The 19,697-nt window shown below is 62.1% G+C and carries 20 protein-coding genes; 9 read left to right on the forward strand and 11 right to left on the reverse strand.

What is annotated here, in order from left to right:
* Positions 1-112: 112 nt before the first annotated feature.
* The 5 genes from GIW04_RS15085 to yegS all read left to right on the forward strand — a co-directional run bounded on the left by GIW04_RS15085 (position 113) and on the right by yegS (position 3,768).
* Positions 113-901, forward strand: a complete 789-nt coding sequence (locus tag GIW04_RS15085) for a ParA family protein (protein ID WP_003192898.1) — start codon at positions 113-115, stop codon at positions 899-901.
* Positions 901-1,692, forward strand: a complete 792-nt coding sequence (locus GIW04_RS15090; protein ID WP_003192897.1) for a CheW domain-containing protein — start codon at positions 901-903, stop codon at positions 1,690-1,692. The genes GIW04_RS15085 and GIW04_RS15090 overlap by 1 nt, the downstream gene beginning before the upstream one ends.
* A gap of 79 nt (positions 1,693-1,771) precedes the next feature.
* Entirely contained in the window at positions 1,772-2,254 is a 483-nt protein-coding gene (locus GIW04_RS15095; RefSeq protein ID WP_003192896.1) for a chemotaxis protein CheW, read from the forward strand.
* Positions 2,255-2,647: a DUF2802 domain-containing protein gene (locus tag GIW04_RS15100; RefSeq protein ID WP_003192894.1), complete on the forward strand. Its 393-nt coding sequence runs from the start codon at positions 2,255-2,257 to the stop codon at positions 2,645-2,647.
* Between the two features lie 200 nt (positions 2,648-2,847).
* Positions 2,848-3,768, forward strand: a complete 921-nt coding sequence (gene yegS, locus GIW04_RS15105; RefSeq protein WP_034136104.1) for a lipid kinase YegS — start codon at positions 2,848-2,850, stop codon at positions 3,766-3,768.
* Here yegS and GIW04_RS15110 read toward each other — a convergent pair.
* The 3 genes from GIW04_RS15110 to GIW04_RS15120 form a co-directional block, all read right to left on the reverse strand.
* On the reverse strand, positions 3,727-4,386 hold the full coding sequence (locus GIW04_RS15110) for a response regulator transcription factor (RefSeq protein WP_094773739.1): 660 nt from the start codon (positions 4,384-4,386) through the stop codon (positions 3,727-3,729). The genes yegS and GIW04_RS15110 overlap by 42 nt on opposite strands.
* Positions 4,383-5,276, reverse strand: coding sequence for a sensor histidine kinase (locus tag GIW04_RS15115; RefSeq protein WP_003192890.1), 894 nt, complete (start codon positions 5,274-5,276; stop codon positions 4,383-4,385). The genes GIW04_RS15110 and GIW04_RS15115 overlap by 4 nt, the downstream gene beginning before the upstream one ends.
* A 258-nt stretch (positions 5,277-5,534) precedes the next feature.
* On the reverse strand, positions 5,535-5,981 hold the full coding sequence (locus GIW04_RS15120) for a hypothetical protein (protein ID WP_003192888.1): 447 nt from the start codon (positions 5,979-5,981) through the stop codon (positions 5,535-5,537).
* A 549-nt stretch (positions 5,982-6,530) separates the two neighbouring features.
* Between GIW04_RS15120 and GIW04_RS15125 the strand changes: the two genes are divergently transcribed.
* Positions 6,531-7,466: a chemotaxis protein CheV gene (locus tag GIW04_RS15125; RefSeq protein WP_003192887.1), complete on the forward strand. Its 936-nt coding sequence runs from the start codon at positions 6,531-6,533 to the stop codon at positions 7,464-7,466.
* 38 nt (positions 7,467-7,504) lie between these two features.
* On the forward strand, positions 7,505-8,311 hold the full coding sequence (locus GIW04_RS15130) for an MOSC domain-containing protein (protein ID WP_003192885.1): 807 nt from the start codon (positions 7,505-7,507) through the stop codon (positions 8,309-8,311).
* Positions 8,312-8,360: 49 nt separating this feature from the next.
* On the opposite strand, the gene ppnP is transcribed toward GIW04_RS15130, so the two are convergent.
* The 8 genes from ppnP to GIW04_RS15170 all read right to left on the reverse strand — a co-directional run bounded on the left by ppnP (position 8,361) and on the right by GIW04_RS15170 (position 17,736).
* Positions 8,361-8,645 carry a pyrimidine/purine nucleoside phosphorylase gene (gene ppnP / locus GIW04_RS15135; protein ID WP_003192883.1) on the reverse strand — a complete coding sequence of 95 codons (285 nt, stop codon included), beginning with the start codon at positions 8,643-8,645 and terminating at the stop codon, positions 8,361-8,363.
* A 190-nt stretch (positions 8,646-8,835) separates the two neighbouring features.
* The gene (locus GIW04_RS15140; protein ID WP_003192881.1) at positions 8,836-9,378 is read right to left on the reverse strand and encodes an exonuclease domain-containing protein; all 543 of its coding nucleotides are present in this window, start codon (positions 9,376-9,378) and stop codon (positions 8,836-8,838) included.
* 74 nt (positions 9,379-9,452) lie between these two features.
* Positions 9,453-11,336: an acetyl/propionyl/methylcrotonyl-CoA carboxylase subunit alpha gene (locus GIW04_RS15145; protein ID WP_120248407.1), complete on the reverse strand. Its 1,884-nt coding sequence runs from the start codon at positions 11,334-11,336 to the stop codon at positions 9,453-9,455.
* A gap of 109 nt (positions 11,337-11,445) precedes the next feature.
* The gene (locus GIW04_RS15150; protein WP_120248406.1) at positions 11,446-12,207 is read right to left on the reverse strand and encodes an enoyl-CoA hydratase/isomerase family protein; all 762 of its coding nucleotides are present in this window, start codon (positions 12,205-12,207) and stop codon (positions 11,446-11,448) included.
* Positions 12,204-13,361: a citronellyl-CoA dehydrogenase gene (gene atuD / locus GIW04_RS15155; RefSeq protein WP_032895979.1), complete on the reverse strand. Its 1,158-nt coding sequence runs from the start codon at positions 13,359-13,361 to the stop codon at positions 12,204-12,206. Before atuD ends, GIW04_RS15150 begins: the two co-directional genes overlap by 4 nt.
* Before the next feature lie 93 nt (positions 13,362-13,454).
* Positions 13,455-15,068, reverse strand: a complete 1,614-nt coding sequence (gene atuC / locus GIW04_RS15160) for a geranyl-CoA carboxylase subunit beta (RefSeq protein ID WP_034136098.1) — start codon at positions 15,066-15,068, stop codon at positions 13,455-13,457.
* Positions 15,069-15,072: 4 nt separating this feature from the next.
* The gene (locus tag GIW04_RS15165; protein ID WP_003192874.1) at positions 15,073-15,945 is read right to left on the reverse strand and encodes an SDR family oxidoreductase; all 873 of its coding nucleotides are present in this window, start codon (positions 15,943-15,945) and stop codon (positions 15,073-15,075) included.
* 12 nt (positions 15,946-15,957) lie between these two features.
* Positions 15,958-17,736: an acyclic terpene utilization AtuA family protein gene (locus GIW04_RS15170; protein ID WP_034136097.1), complete on the reverse strand. Its 1,779-nt coding sequence runs from the start codon at positions 17,734-17,736 to the stop codon at positions 15,958-15,960.
* 150 nt (positions 17,737-17,886) lie between these two features.
* Here GIW04_RS15170 and GIW04_RS15175 point away from each other — a divergent pair, with 150 nt between their 5' ends.
* Together GIW04_RS15175 and GIW04_RS15180 are read left to right on the forward strand one after the other, a co-directional pair.
* Complete coding sequence (locus GIW04_RS15175; protein ID WP_034136096.1) at positions 17,887-18,510, forward strand: TetR/AcrR family transcriptional regulator; 624 nt, start codon at positions 17,887-17,889, stop codon at positions 18,508-18,510.
* Between the two features lie 92 nt (positions 18,511-18,602).
* Entirely contained in the window at positions 18,603-19,391 is a 789-nt protein-coding gene (locus tag GIW04_RS15180) for a substrate-binding periplasmic protein (protein WP_003192869.1), read from the forward strand.
* Positions 19,392-19,697: the final 306 nt, after the last annotated feature.

Raw genomic sequence — 19,697 nt, forward strand, 5'->3', positions numbered from 1 at the left:
TCACCCGGAGATGTGCGCACGACGTACTTGCTCGGCAGCGTCGGAGGTTCATAAGAGACAGCCGTATGCAATGTCTCGGTCGCGCCTGTGCCCGCCGGGAGGAACCAACCGAATGAGAGTCTGGGCAGTTGCCAATCAAAAGGGTGGAGTCGGCAAGACCACCACTTCCATCGCCTTGGCCGGTTTGCTGGCCGAAGCGGGCAAGCGTGTGGTCGTGGTCGACCTGGACCCCCACGGTTCCATGACCAGCTATTTCGGCTACGACCCGGATGCGCTGGAACATAGTTGCTATGACCTGTTTTTGCACAAGGGCAGCGTGCCGGCGGATCTGCCTGGGCAACTGCTGTTGCCCACCAGCAACGACAGTATTTCCCTGCTGCCGTCGAGCACCGCCCTGGCCACCCTGGAGCGCCAGTCGCCAGGCCAGAGCGGCCTGGGCCTGGTGATCGCCAAGACCCTGGCGCAGCTGTGGCAGGACTTCGATTACGCGATCATCGACAGCCCGCCGTTGCTCGGCGTGCTGATGGTCAACGCGTTGGCGGCCAGCCAGCAATTGGTGATCCCGGTGCAGACCGAGCACTTGGCGGTCAAGGGCCTGGAGCGCATGGTCAGCACCCTGGCGATGATCAACCGCTCGCGCAAGCAGGCGCTGCCGTTCAGCATCGTGCCGACCTTGTTCGACCGTCGCACTCAGGCGTCCCTCGGTACCTTGCGCGTGTTGCGCGATGCCTACCCGGACACCATCTGGAACGGCTACATCCCGGTGGACACGCGCCTGCGTGACGCCAGCCGTGCCGGGCTCACACCGTCGCAGTTCGACGGCAAGAGCCGTGGCGTGCTGGCCTACCGTGCGTTGCTCAAGCACCTGCTGTCGCAACAACTTGTGGCGCAGGTGGCGTGATGAACCGTCCTGTCGAATTCAAGACCCGGCCGCAACTCGCACTGGAATCCTACCTGGATGCCTTGCTGCAGGACGCGACGGCCGAGGAACTGCCAGAACCGATTCTGGTGCTTGAGCCTGCTGTTGAGCCCGACAGCCCGCTGGATGAATTCCAGCAGGCAGTGATGGAAGAGCAGGCGCGGGATGCGAAGGGGGTGGAGGCGCCCGTCGTGGTGCCGAGCGCTCCGGCAGTGGTGGCGCCCCCGGTGGTCGAACCGCTGGTGGACGTGCACCTGCCGCCCAGCATCACGCCGCCACCGGTGACGGGCGACGGTCGCCCTTCGTGGGCTGCCGAGCCGTTCGAGTGCCTGCTGTTCGACGTCGCCGGGTTGACCCTGGCGGTGCCGTTGGTGTGCCTGGGCTCGATCTATTCCCTGGAAGGCCAGGAGCTGACGCCGTTGTTCGGGCAGCCAGAGTGGTTCCTCGGCATCCTGCCCAGCCAGGCCGGCAACCTCAAGGTGCTGGACACGGCGCGCTGGGTGATGCCCGACCGCTACCGCGATGATTTTCGCCAGGGCCTGCAATACGTGATCTCCGTGCAGGGCTACGAGTGGGGGCTGGCAGTGCATCAAGTCAGCCGCTCGTTGCGCCTGGACCCCAATGAAATCAAATGGCGCAGCCACCGTGGCCAGCGGCCGTGGTTGGCGGGCACTGTGATCGAACACATGTGCGCGTTGCTGGATGTCGCCGAACTGGCCGAGTTGATCGCCAGCGGTGCGGTGAAGGCGATGCCACAGAACAAACGCAGTTGATTGAACAATAAGGGCCGTGCGGTTGCGCGGCCCACTTGCACACACGCCGTCGATAGCGGCATTTGAAGGGGTCAGATGAATGAACAAGTCAGCGTCCGCACAAGGTTTGGATGATCCGATCCTGCAATGGGTGACCTTCAAGCTGGACAACGAAACCTACGGCATTAACGTGATGCGCGTGCAGGAAGTGCTGCGCTACACCGAGATCGCCCCGGTTCCAGGCGCGCCAAGCTACGTGCTGGGCATCATCAACCTGCGCGGCAACGTGGTGACGGTGATCGACACCCGCCAGCGTTTCGGCCTGGACACGGTTGAAGTCAGCGACAACACCCGTATCGTGATCATCGAGGCCGACAAGCAAGTGGTCGGCATCCTGGTCGACAGCGTGGCCGAGGTGGTTTACCTGCGCCAATCGGAAGTGGAAACCGCACCGAACGTCGGTAACGAAGAGTCGGCCAAGTTCATCCAGGGCGTGTGCAACAAGAACGGCGAACTGCTGATTCTGGTTGAGCTGGACAAGATGATGAGCGAAGAAGAGTGGTCGGAACTGGAGAGCATCTGATTGTTCCTTGAGGCAGCGGTGATTGTCCTGGCCCTGTTATGGGCCGGGACCTTGGCGTTTGTGCTGCGCTATGTGCGCCAGCAGCGGGAGTTGGCCTTGCAACAGGCCGAGCGCGATGCGGTGCGTGACCGGCGCATTCTGGAACTGGTCAAGCGCGTTGATCATTACCAGCAAAGTGCGGTGCGGGTGGGGGATGAGGTGCATGAACTGCGTGCGATGCTTGCGCCGTTGCCGGACAGGTTGGTGCAGTTGGAGCAGCGTGATCCGTCGAACCTGTCGTTTGCCCAGGCGGCCAAGCTGGTTGGCATGGGGGCGACGGTGGATGAGCTGACCCAGTCGTGTGGGTTGACCCAGGCTGAGGCGCAGTTGATGAGCAAGTTGCACAAGAGCTGATTCTCGACGCGGCCTGGCCGCCGCAGCGATCCAACTGTGGGAGCTGGCTTGCGATGACGGCCTGCCAGCCGCCCCATATCTACCTGACACCCCACAATTTTGATCTGTGTACTTCAATCAATTTTCTTCAGCCCACAGACTTTTCCTGTTCCTCAAAGGTCAACATCCTTCAAGCACCTAGACCCAGGAGATACCCTCAAATGACCGCCCCCAAAGCCCTGTTGATCCTTCACGGCAAACAAGCCCTCAACGAGGATGTGCGCGCTGCCGTGCTGGCGCGGCGGGAGCAGGGTGGGGAGTTGGCCGTGCGGGTGACGTGGGAGGGCGGCGATGCTCAGCGCCTGGTCAATGAAGCCTTGGCCGCGGGCTACACCCACATCATTGCCGGCGGTGGCGACGGCACCTTGCGCGATGTGGCTGAAGCCATGGCCCATGCCAACACTGACGCCAGCCTGGTGCTGATGCCCCTGGGCACCGCCAATGATTTCGCCAAGGCGGCCGGCGTGCCGTTGGAGCCGGCTGGTGCGTTGGCCTTGCTGGACGTGCAGCCCAGGGCCATCGACCTTGGCCAGGTGGGTGGGCAAATCTTCCTGAATATGGCCACCGGTGGTTTTGGCAGCCAGGTCACGGCCAATACCTCCGAAGATTTGAAGAAGGTTTTGGGCGGTGCCGCTTACCTGTTCACCGGTTTATCCCGCTTCAGTGAATTGAAAGCCGCCTACGGTGAATTGGAAGGCCCGGATTTCCATTGGAAAGGCGAGTTGCTCGCGCTGGGCATCGGTAACGGTCGCCAGGCCGGTGGCGGGCATGTGTTGTGCCCCGGTGCATTGGCTGATGACGGGCTGCTGGATGTCAGCATTCTGCCGGCGCCCCAGGAAGTGGTTGGCACGCTGCGTGAGTTGATGAACAACGGCTGGGGCCTGGACACCATGTTTGTGCGCGCACGCCTGCCGTGGGTGAAGATCAAGGTGGCACAGGGCTTGTACATCAACCTCGACGGTGAGCCGCTGGAAGGCGACGACCTGCATTTCGAGGCACTGCCCAAGGCCCTGCGCGTGCACTTGCCGCTGGGCTCGCCGTTAGTCGTCCAGGCTGATGATCTGCTCACGCACGGCAAATAACACCAGGCCCGCCACGTCAAAAATCTGCAAGCGCTTCATGATCTGCGAGCGGTGGGCTTCGACGGTCTTGATACTCAGGCCCAGACCGTGGGCAATTTCCCGGGTGGATTTACCGCGCACGATCAAGCGCAAAATCTCCAGTTGCCGCGCCGTCAGGTTGTGGCTGTGGGCGACAGGCGCGTTGGGGACCTGGCTACGGATCAGCGCCTGGTTGATCACTGTGTGGGCGATGGCGGGGCTCAGGTAGCGTTCGTTGTTGCGCAGGGCCAGCAGGGCGTGTTCCAGCTCATTGGCGGTGGTGTCCTTGAGCAGGTAGCCGTGGGCGCCGGACTCCAGTGCGCGCATGATAAGGTCCGGCTCGGTGTGCATCGACAGAATCAGTACCTTGCACGTGGGGTAAAAACGCTTGAGTTGCTGCAAGGCATTCAGCCCGCCGGTGTGCTTCATCGACAGGTCGAGCAGCACGATATCCGGCTGCAAGGCACTGTATTGCTCCAGCAATTGCGCGCCATCGCTGGCTTCGCCGATGACGCTGTAGCCGGGAATATCCAGAATCAGCGCGCGCACGCCGGCGCGAATCAGTGCGTGGTCGTCTACCAGGAGTAAATTGCAGGTCACTCGAGAACCTTAGGGGCGCTAGCCCGTTCGAGAGCGCGGGGCGCCCAAGGGAAAAGTGCGTTGATGCGTGTACCTTTGCCGGGCTCGCTGCTGACGGAAAAGGAGCCTCCCAGCTGGTGGGTTCGTTCGCACATACCGGCCATGCCCCGTTGGCCTTCCCGGCCCGGATCGAGGGCAGGCAAGAACCCCTGGCCGTCATCGCAGATCATCAGCGACAAGCCTTCAGGCAGGCGTTGCAGACGCACCAGCAGGTTGCGCGCCTTTGCATGGCGAAGCATGTTGGTCACCGCTTCCTGAGTGACGCGAAAGGCCGCCACGGCCATTTCTTCGGGGATGCCGGTGAGCCGTTGGTGGCACTCCAGGCTCCAGCACACCTGGGTGTTTTCCAGGGCCTTGAGCAGGTGCGCGCGCAGGCTGGCTTCCAGGCCCAGGCTGGTCAGTTGGCGCGGGTTGAGGATGGCGGATACGTCACGTACCTTGGCCAGGGTTTCATTGAGGGTATTGCACAGCACCGAGCAATGGTCTTGCAGATCCTGGGGCAGGCGGCGCTGCAGCCATTCACTTTGCAGCTTGGCGGCTGTCAGTAACTGGCCGATGTCATCATGCAGTTCGCGGCTGAGCCGGTGACGTTCGTTCTCCTGAACTTGCAGCAGGCGGGCGGCCAGTTCCTGGGGCTCGAACTTGATAGCTCTGCGCGAGCGCCACTGTTGCAGGCCCACCACCATCAGCGTGGCGAGGTTGAGCAGCACGATCAGCAATGGCAGCGGCGCGCCCATCAGATAGGCCCACAGGCTGGCCAACAACGAGCACAGGCACAGCGAAAGGGCAAGGTGGCACGCGTGGCTGCGGGACAAGGACCTGACGATAAGTGACTTGAAACTGGCGTACATAGCGGATGGAGCCAATGAGGGTTCACTGCGGGGAGGCCGGTTGACCGGGCTCTGTTTGGAGTGCGCTGCCAAATCGTTTTTAAGCCTGTTGAAGTTAAATCACTTCGGGGGCGCATAGTAACACCCCTATTAGCGTTGGTCGTCTGATTGGGTTATGACCCACGCGAGTACTCTGGGCGGGCACCCCAGAGTTCAAAATGGAAAGTTGTATTAATGAAGTTGGTTTGTATCGTTATTGCATTGATAGCTAATTGATATTTATTGGGCGCGCCGATCATGCTGCGCAGTGTATTGGTGGGCTTTTTGCGGGATCTGCAAGCTGACCGCCTCAATCAACGATGATTGCTCTTCTTCATCCAGACTAAGCTTGCCAGTACGGATATCGATCAGTTCCAGTTGCCAGGCCAGTAGCGTCAAGCAGTCATGCAAGGCATCCAGCGCCTGGTCATGCAATTGCACCGGGCTCACGGCATTGGCAATCAAGTATTGAATCTGCCGGGAAAACTCGCTAATGGCCTGCAATGCAAGGCAGTCTGCGCTCTCGGCGAGCTTGTTCAGGCTGGCTTTCATGCAGTCGATAGCGTCACTGTCGTTTCGAATCAAATGCAGGTGGTTCAAGCACTCTTCTGACCTGATCAGCAGCTTTTCAGCCTCGTGCAGGAACTCGGGAAGTGCAAGTTGCCACTCGTTACCGTCGTTCATCATGCAGGTCTCCGCAACGTAAGGTCGGGTGATGAGATGTCGCACCGGGTGAATGGCGTAAAACTAGCGCTGAAATACGGCTCGGACTTGTAGGTCGATTCTGATATTCCAGTAGGACATTTAGTGAAATGCTCACGAAAGTCGTATGTAGCCCCGGTTGTGCGGGATGACACGACTTCAGTTGCCGGTACGTGAGTGCCTGAAAGGCCCGTGGGCCAAGGGCTGGGGATGGCAAACAAAAGCCTGACTCCATTCATGCAATGAGAATGGCGTCACATTAATGGCTATTAGATATCGCGAATATCAGGTTGGGCCTGATTGCGCATAGGGGAATCCCCTATGTCGTGGAACTGCACGTCAATTCGACTGTCGCGCAAGGGGGGCTTGAAAGAGGCTCAAGGGCCCAAGCAGTAAAGCATGATGTCAGTGTGACATCAATGGGTTTGCATGGCATTTTATTGGGGTCAAGGTCCGGCGCTTGCCGCCGATAACGTGCTTATACAGCTGCACACCCTTTCAACGCGCCTGCGGCGTGTACACCAGGAGTTTTTAATGGCCGGCATTCTCGACACGGTAGATCAACGCACGCAATTGGTGGGTGAGAATCGCCTGGAAATTCTCATGTTCCGCCTCTTCGGACGGCAGTTGTTCGCGATCAACGTGTTCAAGGTGCAGGAAGTCCTGCAACTGCCCAAGCTGACCCTGATGCCCCAGCGCCACCCGTTCGTGTGCGGGGTGGTCAACCTGCGTGGCCAGACCCTGCCGGTGATCGACCTGTCCCAGGCCATCGGCATGCGCCCTTTGGTGCCGGGCCCCAACAGCACCATTATCGTCACCGAATATAATCGCTCGGTGCAGGCGTTCCTGGTGGGTGGCGTCGACCGCATCGTCAACATGAACTGGGAAGCCATCCTGCCGCCGCCGACCAGCGCCGGTCGCCAGCACTACCTCACCGCCATCAGCAAGGTCGATGAGCAACTGGTGGAAATCATCGACGTGGAAAAAGTCCTCGCCGAGATCGTGCCCTACAACGCCAAGGTCTCCCGGGACAAACTTGAAGACCCGGTGCTGGAGCGTGCCCGTGGCCGTGAAGTGCTACTGGTGGATGACTCCAACGTGGCCTTGTCGCAGTTGCGTGACACCCTGGGCCAGTTGGGCGTGAAGATGCACATTGCCAGCGACGGCCTCAAGGCACTGAACATGCTCAAGGCCTGGGCCGACAGCGGCCAGGTCATGACCGACAAACTGCTGATGATCTTTACCGACGCTGAAATGCCCGAGATGGATGGCTACCGCCTCACCACCGAGATCCGCAACGACCCACGTCTGCGCGGTCTGTACGTGGTGATGCACACCTCGCTGTCGGGCAGCTTCAACGACTCCATGGTCAAGAAGGTCGGCTGCGACAATTTCCTCTCCAAATTCCAGCCGGACAAGCTGGTGGACGTGGTGCGCCAGCGACTGATGTTGGACGAAATGCCCGCCTGACTTTAGGATGACACTTTGTTTCCTAGGAAGGCAGGCCCATGCTGCGTCTCAGCGCGTTGTACCGTTACCCCTTGAAGTCCGGCAAGGCCCAAGCCTTGCAGCAGATTGGCCTGGATAAACTCGGGTTGGACGGGGATCGACGCTGGATGCTGGTGGATGAAGCCAGCGGGCGGTTCCTGACGCAACGGGCGGTGGCGAAGATGAGCCAGCTCATCGCGTTGTGGAACAGCAGCGGGGGCCTGACTCTGAGTTCGCCGGGCTACGCGCCGCTGGACGTGGCAATGCCTGGCAGCGCCAGCGAACTGCGCGGTGTGACCATCTGGCGTGACACCCTGCGTGTGCCGGATGCTGGCGATGCGGCCGCAGCCTGGGTCAGCGAGTTCATTGGCAAGCCGACGCGTCTGGTGCAACTGCCCCTGGAACGTGCGCGCACCACCGAAGCCGGGTATGGCAAGGATGACGACAAGGTCGGCTTCGCTGACGGCTACCCGTTGCTGTTGATCGGCCAGGGCTCCCTCGACGACCTGTGTACGAAGATCGGCCGCCCGATGGAGATGCTGCGTTTTCGTCCCAACCTGGTGATCGAAGGCGCCGAGGCCTTCGCCGAAGATGGCTGGAAGCGCGTGCGCATTGGCGACGTGGAGTTTCGGGTGGTCAAGCCGTGCTCGCGGTGCATCCTCACCACCATCGACCCCCAGACCGGTGAGCGCAGCCCCGACCGCGAGCCCTTTGCGACGCTGGAAACCTACCGCAAGACCGAAAAGGGCGCGATGTTCGGCCAGAACCTGGTCAACGATGGCATTGGGCGCCTGGAAGTCGGCATGCCGGTAACGGTGTTGGAATAAAAAAGCCCGTCTCGTGGGAGACGGGCTTTTTTGTGTGTCGGGTAGTGCCTTAGCCGCGGTATTCACACAGGTAAGCGGTGTCCACCGCGACCTTCAACTGGAACTTGCTGTTGGCCGGGACGTGGAACTGGCTGCCGGCGGCGAAGGTTTCCCAGTCGCTGCTCTCAGGCAGCTTCACGGTCAGGGCGCCGGAGACCACGTGCATGATTTCGCGTTGGGCGGTGCCGAATTCGTATTCACCCGGAGCCATCACGCCGATGGTCGCTGGCCCTTCTGCGGTGCCGAAAGCGATCGACTTGACGGTGCCGTCGAAGTACTCGTTGACTTTGAACATGGGTGAATCCTCGGAAAAAGGTCAAGGCTTACGCCAACCACTGTAGGCGCGAGCTTGCTCGCGAAAAACCTGAGAACACTGCGTTTAACCAGAGGCGCTGCGTTATCGTCGGCGATCTTCGCGAGCAAGCTCGCTCCTACAGAGCAGCAGGAAAATGGCTGGCCAGTATGCCCAAGGCTGCAAGCGCTGCCTAGACCGGCAAAATCAAGGGCAACAGGCGCGCGGTATTGCGGGCATCCTCCAGGGCGCGATGCTGCTGGCCATGGAACTGCATCCCCGCCAATTGCAGCGCACCATTGAGCCCCAGCGGTTTGTCCAGGCGCCGGGCCTTGGCAAAGCGTTGCTTGAGGTTCACATGCGGGGTGTCGCCCAGGGCGCTGGCGAGGCCATGGCGCTGCCACTCCAGCTCAAGCTGCACGCGGTCATAATCCCCCCAGCTGGCCCAGCCTTCCAGGCGTGGCTGATGTTGGCCCAGCCAGCGCTCGAACAGCGGCCACACCTCGGTGATCGGCGCGGCCATGTCGATATTGGCCTGGGTGATATGGGTGAGTTTGCGGCAAAAGGGCGTCAGCAAGGGCCGCCGCAAGGGCCGCACAAAGCGCTGGAAGTGGTCCAGTTCGCGGCCCTGGCGGTTGACCAGGCTGGCGCCGATCTCGATGACTTCCATCTCTGTCACGGGCCAGCCGCCGTCATCCGTTGTGGCTTCAAGGTCAATAATCAGCCAATGAGGCATGTGCAGGTTCCCGTACTCGTCCCTTCCTGATGGGGATAGAGCGTAGCCCGGCCCTGTAGTTCCGCCTAGGGGCGTTATTCGATCTCGAGCAAAACCTGGCGGTTGCGTACCTGATCGCCCGTCACGACCCGCAGTTCCTTGACCGTGCCATTGATACCGGCCTTCAACGGGTGCTCCATTTTCATCGCTTCGAGCACCAGCAAAAGCTGGCCTTTGCTGACGCTTTCACCGACGCACACCCGTATATCGACGATGGCGCCGTCCATGGGTGCCTGGACCGTGCCACTGCTGGCGTCGGCCGGGCGGCTGGCGACTTGCTGGGTGCGGTCGGTGACGGTCAGCCCTGGCAGCCACAGCCGGTTGCCGTCCAGGTGATAGGCGATGCGGCGGCGAACCCCCTTGATGACAAAGGTGGCGTGGCGACCGTCGGTGGTGAGTGGCAGGTCGTCAATGGTCACGCTATGGAGTTGGCCGTTGATCTCCAGGCGGTATATCACCGGGGCACTCGCCGTGTTGCGCCAGCGCGCGAGGGGGTGTGAGTGCTGGTTGGCGCTGTGTTGATAAAACAGCGCGGCGGCCAGCGAGAGTTGTTCAGCGCTCGCCGTGTGCTGTGGGATGACGCTGAAGTGTTCGGCGATCAAGCCCGTGCTGAAGTCGCCGGCGATAAAGTCCGGGTGCTTGAGCAGGTCGATGAGCAAGCGCTGGTTGGTCGCCACGCCGAGTAACACCTTGTCTTCCACGGCCCGCAGCAATTTGCGCCGGGCTTCTTCGCGGCTGGCGCCGTGGGCGATGATCTTGCCCAGCATCGGGTCGTAGAACGGGCTGACGGTTTGGCCTTCAAGCAATCCATGGTCGATGCGTACGCCGGGGGCGGGTTCCCAACGCAACACGTCACCGGTTTGCGGCAGGAAACCCTGGGCCGGTTCTTCGGCGTACAGACGCACTTCCATGGCGTGGCCGGTCAGGGTCACCTGTGATTGGGTGAGTGGCAGCGGTTGGCCGGCGGCGATCTGCAACTGCCAGTCCACCAGGTCGAGGCCGGTAATCATCTCGGTGACGGGGTGTTCGACTTGCAGGCGTGTGTTCATTTCCAGGAAATAGAACTGGCCGTTGCGGTCGAGCAGAAACTCCACGGTGCCGGCACCTACATAGTTCACCGCCCGCCCGGCCTTGAGCGCGGCTTCGCCCATGGCCTGGCGCAGATCGGCCGTCATCACGGGGCAGGGCGCTTCTTCAATGACTTTCTGATGGCGGCGCTGGATCGAACAGTCGCGTTCGCCGAGGTAGATGAGGTTGCCATGGCGGTCGCCGAACAGTTGCACTTCCACGTGGCGCGGGTCGATCAACGCCTGTTCGAGGATCAACTCGTCGCTGCCGAACGCATTCATGGCTTCCGAGCGTGCGGTGCGCAGTTGCTCCAGCAGCTGTTCGCGCTGGTGCACCAGGCGCATGCCACGCCCACCGCCACCGGCGCTGGCTTTGATCATCAGCGGGAAGCCGATGCGTTCGGCTTCCTGTTGCAAGGTGGCGTCGTCCTGGGCACTGCCCTGGTAGCCGGCGATGCAGGGCACGCCGGCGTCGAGCATGGCGAGTTTGGACAGGCGTTTGCTGCCCATCAGTTCGATCGCCTCGACACTGGGGCCGATGAAGGTGAGCGTGGCCTGCTGGCAGGCGCGGGCGAAGTCGGGGTTTTCCGAGAGGAAGCCGTAGCCGGGGTGAATGGCATCGGCGCCGGTCAGTTGGGCGGCGGCGAGGATGGCCTGTGTGTTCAGGTAGGACTGGTGTACGGGCGCCGGGCCGATGTGTACGGCTTCGTCGGCCATCTGCACGTGCAGGGCATCGGTATCCGCGTCGCTGTACACGGCCACGGTGCGGTAGCCCAGGGCCTGGGCAGTGCGCTGGATGCGGCAGGCGATTTCGCCGCGGTTGGCGATCAGGATCTTGCTGAATGCGGGCATTGGGTTATCCCTTGATGAATGTGGCGTGTGTTGGGGCCTCTTCGCAGGCAAGCCAGCTCCCACCTTTGAAATGTGTTCCCCTGTGGGAGCTGGCTTGCCTGCTATGGCGTCATCGAGACCAACTCGGCTTTCGCTTCTGCACAAACGCCTGCGTCCCCTCAACCCCTTCCTCACTCCTCACCGCCTCGGCAAACCACTGCGCCCCGCGATCCAGCACGGTCTCAAGCGGCTCATCCAGGCTGGCCAGCAACAGCGCTTTAGTCCGTGCGTTCGCCCCCGGCGCACACTGCAACACCTGCCCCAATACCTCATCCACCCGCTGCGCCAATGCCTGCGAGTCGTGCTCGACAAAATGCACCACCCCCAGCCGCCCAGCCTCCACCCCATCAAACCGCGCCGCCGTCAGCGCCAGGCGCCGCGTGTGGGTAAGGCCAATACGCTTGACCACAAAGGGCGCAATCTGCGCCGGCAGCAACCCGAGGCGGGTCTCGGGCAAGCCGAACTGCGCCTGGCCCGCTGCAATCGCAATATCACTCACGCACGCCAGCCCGAACCCACCGCCCAGTACCGCGCCTTGCAGCACCACGATCACCACCTGCGCCAGCGCCTGAACCTCTTGCAGCAAGGTGCCAAACGCGCGGTTCAATGCTTGCAACTGCCCCCCGGCGCCGGCCAGGTCCTTCACATCGGCCCCCGCGCAAAAATGCCCGCCCGCGCCGCTGATCACCACGGCGCGCACCTGGCTGTCCAACTGCGCCAGTACCGCACGCAGTTCATTGACCATTTCAAGGCTCATCGCATTGCGGCATTCGGGGCGGTTGAGGGTGATGTGCAGCACGCCGTTATGGGCTTCGAGCAGCAAGGTATTCATGGCTTTTTACCGGGCAGGGTGCCCATGAGTTTGCAGATGATGCCCAGCATGATCTCGTCGGCTCCGCCGCCAATCGACACCAGGCGCACGTCGCGATAGGCGCGGGCCACCGGGTTGTCCCACATGAACCCCATGCCGCCCCAATATTGCAGGCAACTGTCGCTGACCTCACGGCCCAGGCGCCCGGCCTTGAGCTTGGCCATGGAGGCCAGCCGCGTGACGTCCTGGCCCTTGATGTACTGCTCGGTGGCCTGGTAGACCAAGGCGCGTAGGCATTCGATTTCGGTGGCCAGTTCTGCCAGGCGAAAGTGGATCACCTGGTTATCAATGAGCGCTTTGCCGAAGGTCTGGCGCTCTTTGCAGTATTCGATGGTGCTGTCGATGCAGTGCTCCAGGCCCTTGATCATATTGGCCGCGCCGAACAGGCGTTCTTCCTGGAACTGCAACATCTGCATCATGAAACCCGCGCCTTCATGGCCGATGCGGTTGCGTTGCGGCACGCGCACGCCGTCGAAAAACACCTGGGCGGTCTCGGAGCTGTGCATGCCGAGTTTTTCCAACGGCGGGCTGACGCTAATGCCGGGGCTGTTCATCGGCACCATGATCAGCGACTTGTTGATATGCGGTTTGTCGTCGGACGTGTTGGCCAGCAGGCAGATGAAGTCGGCGCTGGGCGAATTGGTGATCCACATCTTGCTGCCGTTGATCACATAGTCATCGCCATCCTTGCGCGCATGGGTCTTGAGCCCGGCCACATCGGAGCCGGCACCGGTTTCCGAGACGCCGATGCAGCCGACCTGTTCGCCGCTGATGGCTGGGCGCAGGAACTCCTCGCGCAGTTCATCGGAGCCGAAGCGCGCCAGGGCCGGGGTGCACATATCAGTCTGCACGCCGATGGACATGGGAATGCCGCCGCAACGGATGGTGCCGAACTCTTCGGCGGCGACGATGGAATAGCTGTAGTCCAGGCCCATGCCGCCGAATTTTTCCGGTTTGGAGATGCCCAGCAGGCCGAGGTCGCCGGCTTTGCGGAAGATCTCGTGAATGGGAAAGCGCCCGGCTTTTTCCCATTCATCCACGTGCGGGTTGATCTCGCGGTCGACGAAGGCGCGCACGGTGCGGCGCAGTTCCTGGTGTTCCTGGGTGAAGATCATTTTTATTGTTCTCCCGGTTGGGACGCGGAGCGTCCTGGTTTGCATTCCCACGCGGAGCGTGGGAACGATCACCCACGTGGAGCGTGGGAACGATCAGCGCGCTACGCCGAAGGTGTTGGGTTGCAGTTGCCGCCGTTCGGCTTCGTGACAGATATCCAGCAAAAAACCGAGCAAAGTGCGGGTGTCCCGTGGATCAATCAGCCCGTCGTCCCACAGGTTGGCGCTGGCGTAGAGGGCGGTGGACTGGCTGTCGAGTTTCTGCGCGGTGACCTGTTCGAGCATGTCGAGCACCTTGGGGTCGGGCACCAGGCCGTCCTTGAGTTGCTTGGCCTCGGTGACAATCCGCAGCACTTTGCCGGCCTGTGCGCCGCCCATCACCGCGGTGCGGCTGTTGGGCCAGGCGAAGATAAAGCGCGGATCCAGGCCGCGACCGCACATTGCGTAGTTGCCGGCACCGTAGGAACCACCGACCACGATGGTGAGTTTAGGCACACGGGCATTGGCCACCGCCTGGATCATCTTCGCGCCGTGCTTGATCACCCCTTGCTGTTCCGACTCGGTGCCCACCATAAAGCCGGTGGTGTTGTGCAAAAACAGCAGCGGCGTGCGGCTTTGGTCGCACAGCTGGATAAACTGCGCGGCCTTGCTCGCGCCCTTTGGGGTGATGGGGCCGTTATTGCCGATCACGCCCACGGCGCGCCCCTGGATATGCAGATGGGCGCAGACGGTGTGGGGGTCGAACTCGCCTTTGAATTCCAGCAGGTTGGAACCGTCGGCCAGGCGCGCCAGGATCTCGCGCACGTCATAGGGCTTTTTCGGGTCATCGGGAATCAGCCCCAACAGCTCTTCAATCGGGTACAGCGGTTCGCGATAGGCGCGTTGGGGGGCGTGCGGCAAGCGGTCATTCCAAGGCAGTAGGCCCACAATCTCACGCACGATGCGCACGCCATCGGCATCGTTCTGGGCCAGGTACTCAGCGGTGCCGGCGGTTTGCGCGTGCATCTGCGCGCCCCCCAGTTCTTCATCGGTGGCGACTTCGCCAGTGGCGGCCTTGAGCAACGGTGGCCCGGCGAGAAACAGCTTGGCCTTGCCGCGCACCACCACCACGTAATCCGACAAGCCGGGCTGATACGCACCGCCGGCCGTGGCCGAGCCGTGCACCACGGTGATCTGCGGCAAGCCCATGGCCGACATGCGCGCCTGGTTGGCAAAACTGCGCGCGCCTTCAACGAAAATCTCGGCGGCGTAGTTGAGGTTGGCGCCGCCGCTTTCGGCGAGGGTCACCACCGGCAATTTGTTCTCCATGGCGATCTGTTGCAGGCGCAGGGATTTCTTCAGCCCGGAGGGGGAAATGGTGCCGCCTTTGATCGCGCTGTTGTTGGCCACCACCAGCATGCGCACGCCGCTGACGTAACCGATGCCGGCGATCAGCCCGCCACCAGCGGCGCTGCCGTCTTTGTCGTCGTGGAGCTTGTAGCCGGCCAGGCTGGCCAGCTCCAGGAACGGCGCGCCGGGGTCCAGCAGCAGATTGAGGCGCTCACGGGGCAGCAATTGCCCGCGCTTGTCGAACTTGGGCTTGGCTTCCTGGGCCTTGGCCAGCAGGGTGTGTTCCAGTTGGCGCAACTGGGCGATGGACGCCAGCATGGCTTCGCGGTTTTGCGCGAACGCTGGGCTGTTGGGGTCGATCAGGGTTTCAATGACTGGCATGGCGTTATTGCTCCGCCTTGAGCACATCCGGCAGGTAGGCGCGGTGGAACCCATTGAACGGCTCGCTCGGTACCTGCGCCTTGTGCAGCGGCCATGCGCGGCTGCCCAGGCTGGCGGCGCCGTCGATGCGCAGGGTGCTGCCGCTGATGAAGGCCGCAGCCGGGCTGAGCAGGAAGACGATGGCCGCGCTGACTTCCGACTCGGTGCCGATGCGCTTGAGCGGTACATGCTCACGCAGGGTGGGAATCACCGCCTTGAAGGCGCCTTCGTAGGTGTCCATGCCGCTGGAGGCGATCCAGCCAGGCGCCACGGCGTTGACGCGCACCCCGGCATAGCCCCACTCAAACGCGGCGGTCTTGGTGAAGTTGTCCATACCGGAGCGCGCCGCGCCAGAGTGGCCCATGCCGGGCATGCCGCCCCACATGTCGGCGAGCATGTTGACGATTGCGCCGCCGTGCTTGCTCATCGACTGGTTGAACACTTCCCGCGCCATCAGGAAACCGCCCACCAGGTTGGTGCGCAGTACGGTTTCAAAGCCCTTCTGGTTGATCGCGGCCAGGGGCGACGGGTATTGGCCGCCGGCGTTATTCACCAGGCCATGAATGGGGCCGTGGTCGTGCAGAACTTGCGTGACCAGTGCCTTCACCGCCTCTTCATCGCGGATGTCACAGGCCTGCCAATGGGCGACGCCGCCGTCTTGGGTAATTTCCTGGGCTACCTGTTGCAACTTGTCCGGCTTGCGCCCCACCAGAATCACGCGGGCGCCAAGGGCCGCCAGTTCATGGGCGGTGCAGCGGCCAATGCCACTGCCGCCACCGGTGACGATCAGGGTGTGCCCCTGGAACAGGTCGGCTTTGAAGATCGAATCGAAGGCCACGGCGACGGTCCTTTAGCTGAGTTGGTCGGCAATGTGCTGCGGTACGGCGATGGGGATTTCCAGCAGTTGCTGGGCGAAAGCCTTGCCTTGAGGGTCGATGCGCAAACTGGCGATGCCGCCGCCGCCCAGGGCGTTTTCCAGCAGGAAGTTGAGGCTGTGGCTGCCGGGCAAGTACCAGCGTTCGACGCGGCCATGGATCGGGTCGAGCACATGGTCCATCCAGTCGACGATCACCTCCGGGGTCAGGGCTTCGGCGATCCACGGCAGGTAGTCGGGGTGGCGGGCGATCACCCCGATATTGCTGTGGTTGCCCTTGTCACCAGAGCGCGCCACGGCGAGTTTCACCAGCGGTACGCTGGCATCGGCACGGCCCAGGGGCTTGGCCGGCTCGATGGGCGCAGCCGGCGTGAGCAGAGGCGCGGAGGCGGGCAGCTCGACGGCAAAACGTTGGCCTTGGTACTCGATGGCGACGCTACACAATGATTTGTCGACCAGGAACGAAAACAGCCGAATCAGCGGATACACCGTCGGCCGCCCGCCGACAATGCCGGTCAGCCCCGGTGCCATGCCGGTGGCCGCCTGGGCGATCTCGCGGGCGAACAGCGCCAGCGCCTGCTTGTTCGGGTGCCGCACCGCCAGCTTCACCACCACTTCGCGGCAATCCGCACGCCGGGCGTGGGCGCCGTAGGTGGCCTCGCTGCCGAGCAGTTCGATGTTGACGTCGGTGTAGGGCGCCCAGCCGCGCTGGCTGAACAGCTCCGAGGTCTTGTTGATGAGCGCCTGGCTGACCCGCTCGGCCTTGGCCACCGCGTCGATGCCGGCGATCAGGCAACTGGCGGTACAGCGAAAACCATCGGGGTAGGTGGCGCTGACCTTGTACTGGTCGGTGGGTGGCAGGCCCTTGGCGCCGTGCAGGCGCACCGCATGTTTGCCTTGTTGCTGCAGTTTGACCTGGCTGAAATCACAGATCACATCCGGCAGCACATAGGCGCGCGGGTCACCGATTTCATACAGCAGTTGTTCAGCCACGCTGAGTTCGCTGATCAGGCCGCCGCTGCCCTCGACCTTGTTGACGGTGAACTGGCCGTCGGCGCTGACTTCGACGATGGGGAAGCCGATGTGTTCGTAGTCCGGCACGTCACGCCAGTCGGTGAAGTTACCACCGGTGCATTGGGCGCCGCATTCGATGATATGCCCGGCCAGGGCGGCCTGGGCGAGGTGATCGTAGTCCTGCCAGGACCAGTTGAATTCATGCACCAATGCCGCGCTGACCACTGCGCTGTCGACCACGCGGCCGGTGATGACAATATCGGCGCCGAGCCCCAGGGCCTGGGCAATGCCCGGTGCGCCGAGGTAGGCATTGGCGGACACGCACAGGGGCGGCAGTGGGGCGCCGTTGAACATGTCGGTGACAGGCGGCAGCTGTTTGAGTTGAGGGTGCAAGTCATCGCCGAGCAACACGGCGATTTTCAGCGGGATGTGCGCGTTATCGCAGGCCGCTTGCAGGGCAGCGGCGCAGGCCTGGGGGTTGATGCCGCCGGCGTTGCTGATCACCCGGATGCCTTGGCGCTGGATATCCGCCAGCAGGGGCGTCAGCACCTCGACAAAGTCCGTGGCGTAACCGGCCTTGGGGTCTTTCAGGCGGGCACCGGCGAGGATCGACATGGTGACTTCCGCCAGGTAATCGAACACCAGGTAATCCAGGGCGCCGCCCTGCACCAATTGGGCGGCGGCGGTGCAGGTGTCGCCCCAGAAGGCGCTGGCGCAGCCGATACGTACCGTCTTGCTCATGAGAAATCCTTCCTCCAAGGGCTGGCGTCGAGACTACCAAGCAAGCGCTTGGTTTGTAAACTCCAGTCACAAGTTTTACCCAAGCGCTTGCTTGGGTGGCGGTCACGGCCTAAATTGCCGGCCATGACAGTAGAGGTGAAGGAGAGCAACATGGATGAGCACAAAGCCCTGAGGGTGATGCGCACCATGGTCGATGGTGGCCAATTGACCGACCCCGAGAGCGCCCGCGGCAAATTGCTGCAAACCGCGGCTCATCTGTTTCGCAACAAGGGTTTCGAGCGCACCACCGTGCGTGACCTGGCCGGCGCCGTGGGCATCCAGTCCGGCAGCATCTTCCATCACTTCAAGAGCAAGGATGAGATCCTGCGCGCGGTGATGGAGGAAACCATCCATTACAACACCGCGATGATGCGCGCTTCACTGGAGGAGGCGAGCACCGTGCGCGAACGCGTGCTGGCGCTGATCCGCTGCGAGTTGCAGTCGATCATGGGCGGCAGTGGCGAAGCCATGGCGGTGCTGGTCTACGAATGGCGCTCGCTGTCGGCCGAAGGCCAGGCGCACGTGCTGGCCCTGCGTGACGTGTATGAGCAGATCTGGTTGCAGGTACTGGGCGAGGCCAAGGCCGCTGGCTACATCCGGGGCGATGTGTTTATCACCCGGCGCTTCCTCACCGGCGCCTTGTCCTGGACCACCACCTGGTTTCGCGCCCAAGGCAGCCTGACCCTTGAAGAGTTGGCCGAAGAGGCCTTGTTGATGGTGCTGAAGGCGGACTGAGGCGCAAGCCATTAATTTGCTGGCGAAAGTTGTCTCCCCCGGTAAAAACGCCTAGCTTATCGGCATTGAACTCTTCAACGGTGTGTGCCTCGATGTTTTCGCCATGGCGGCTGGCTGCAGGACTGACTTTATGGGCACTGGGCACCGCCGCGTGGACGCAGGCCGGTGCCGCGCAGTTGGTGAGAATCGGCGCGGCGCACTTTCCGCCCTATACCGTTCGCCCCGAACAAGGCGCCGACACCGGGTTGCTGCCGCAATTGGTCGAGGCGTTGAACGCTGCGCAAACCGATTACCAGTTTGTGGTGGTGCCTACCTCGATCCCCCGGCGTTTTCGTGACTTCGAGCAAGGCCGGGTCGACATGGCGATCTTCGAAAACCCGTCCTGGGGTTGGCAGAATATTGCCCATACCAGTGTTGATATGGGGCTCGAAGATGCGGAGATTTTTGTCGCTCAGCGTCAGCCCGGGCGCGACCAGAGTTATTTTTCTGACCTTACCGGTAAACGTCTGGCGGTGTTCAGTGGGTATCACTATGCCTTTGCTGACTTCAATCCTGATCCCAAGAACATGGCCGAGCACTACAACGCCACGTTGACCTATTCCCACGACAGCAACTTGCTGATGGTCGCCCGTGGGCGTGCGGATATTGCGTTGGTTACCCGTTCGTACCTGAGTGATTTCATGGTGCGCAACGCGGACATGGCGGGGCAGTTTTTGGTGTCGGAGCGTATTGATCAGGTGTATCACCACTACGCGTTGCTGCGGCCAAAGGCACCGATCACGGGGGAGGCGTTTTCGGCGTTGCTCAAGGGGCTACGCAGCAGTGGGCAGATGCTGAGGATTTTTGAGCCGTATCGTATTGATGTGACGCCACTGCCCTAGATCGCAGTAAGTAAGATCCTTTGGGCTCAGTGGGGTCAACTGTGGGAGCTGGCTTGCCTGCGATGACGGCCTGCCAGCCGACACCTATCTACCTGACACCCCACCATCCAACTGTGGGAGCGGGCTTGCTCGCGAAGGCGGCCTGACAGGCGACACATATACCTAGTACATATCCATTCCTGCGGTAACGGCCACTTAGGGTTCCGCCCTGACGGCGGCTCACTTTCGAAAAGCGCGAAAGTAAGCAAAGCGCTCTTGCCCCACCACTCGGCACCTCGCCCAGGCTCGGTGTGCCCGTAATCCGCC

This window comes from Pseudomonas sp. PA-4-8C (assembly GCF_021606625.1).
GTDB classification, from domain to species: Bacteria; Pseudomonadota; Gammaproteobacteria; order Pseudomonadales; family Pseudomonadaceae; genus Aquipseudomonas; species Aquipseudomonas lactis.

What these genes read in the sequence shown, in the direction of transcription:
- GIW04_RS15085 (WP_003192898.1), top strand. Translation starts at nt 113, where the DNA reads ATGAGAGTCTGGGCAGTTGCCAATCAAAAGGGTGGAGTCGGCAAGACC.
- GIW04_RS15090 (WP_003192897.1), top strand. Translation starts at nt 901, where the DNA reads ATGAACCGTCCTGTCGAATTCAAGACCCGGCCGCAACTCGCACTGGAA.
- GIW04_RS15095 (WP_003192896.1), top strand. Translation starts at nt 1,772, where the DNA reads ATGAACAAGTCAGCGTCCGCACAAGGTTTGGATGATCCGATCCTGCAA.
- yegS (WP_034136104.1), top strand. Translation starts at nt 2,848, where the DNA reads ATGACCGCCCCCAAAGCCCTGTTGATCCTTCACGGCAAACAAGCCCTC.
- GIW04_RS15115 (WP_003192890.1), bottom strand. Translation starts at nt 5,276, where the DNA reads ATGTACGCCAGTTTCAAGTCACTTATCGTCAGGTCCTTGTCCCGCAGC.
- GIW04_RS15120 (WP_003192888.1), bottom strand. Translation starts at nt 5,981, where the DNA reads ATGATGAACGACGGTAACGAGTGGCAACTTGCACTTCCCGAGTTCCTG.
- GIW04_RS15125 (WP_003192887.1), top strand. Translation starts at nt 6,531, where the DNA reads ATGGCCGGCATTCTCGACACGGTAGATCAACGCACGCAATTGGTGGGT.
- GIW04_RS15130 (WP_003192885.1), top strand. Translation starts at nt 7,505, where the DNA reads ATGCTGCGTCTCAGCGCGTTGTACCGTTACCCCTTGAAGTCCGGCAAG.
- ppnP (WP_003192883.1), bottom strand. Translation starts at nt 8,645, where the DNA reads ATGTTCAAAGTCAACGAGTACTTCGACGGCACCGTCAAGTCGATCGCT.
- GIW04_RS15140 (WP_003192881.1), bottom strand. Translation starts at nt 9,378, where the DNA reads ATGCCTCATTGGCTGATTATTGACCTTGAAGCCACAACGGATGACGGC.
- GIW04_RS15145 (WP_120248407.1), bottom strand. Translation starts at nt 11,336, where the DNA reads ATGCCCGCATTCAGCAAGATCCTGATCGCCAACCGCGGCGAAATCGCC.
- GIW04_RS15150 (WP_120248406.1), bottom strand. Translation starts at nt 12,207, where the DNA reads ATGAATACCTTGCTGCTCGAAGCCCATAACGGCGTGCTGCACATCACC.
- atuD (WP_032895979.1), bottom strand. Translation starts at nt 13,361, where the DNA reads ATGATCTTCACCCAGGAACACCAGGAACTGCGCCGCACCGTGCGCGCC.
- atuC (WP_034136098.1), bottom strand. Translation starts at nt 15,068, where the DNA reads ATGCCAGTCATTGAAACCCTGATCGACCCCAACAGCCCAGCGTTCGCG.
- GIW04_RS15170 (WP_034136097.1), bottom strand. Translation starts at nt 17,736, where the DNA reads ATGAGCAAGACGGTACGTATCGGCTGCGCCAGCGCCTTCTGGGGCGAC.
- GIW04_RS15175 (WP_034136096.1), top strand. Translation starts at nt 17,887, where the DNA reads ATGGATGAGCACAAAGCCCTGAGGGTGATGCGCACCATGGTCGATGGT.
- GIW04_RS15180 (WP_003192869.1), top strand. Translation starts at nt 18,603, where the DNA reads ATGTTTTCGCCATGGCGGCTGGCTGCAGGACTGACTTTATGGGCACTG.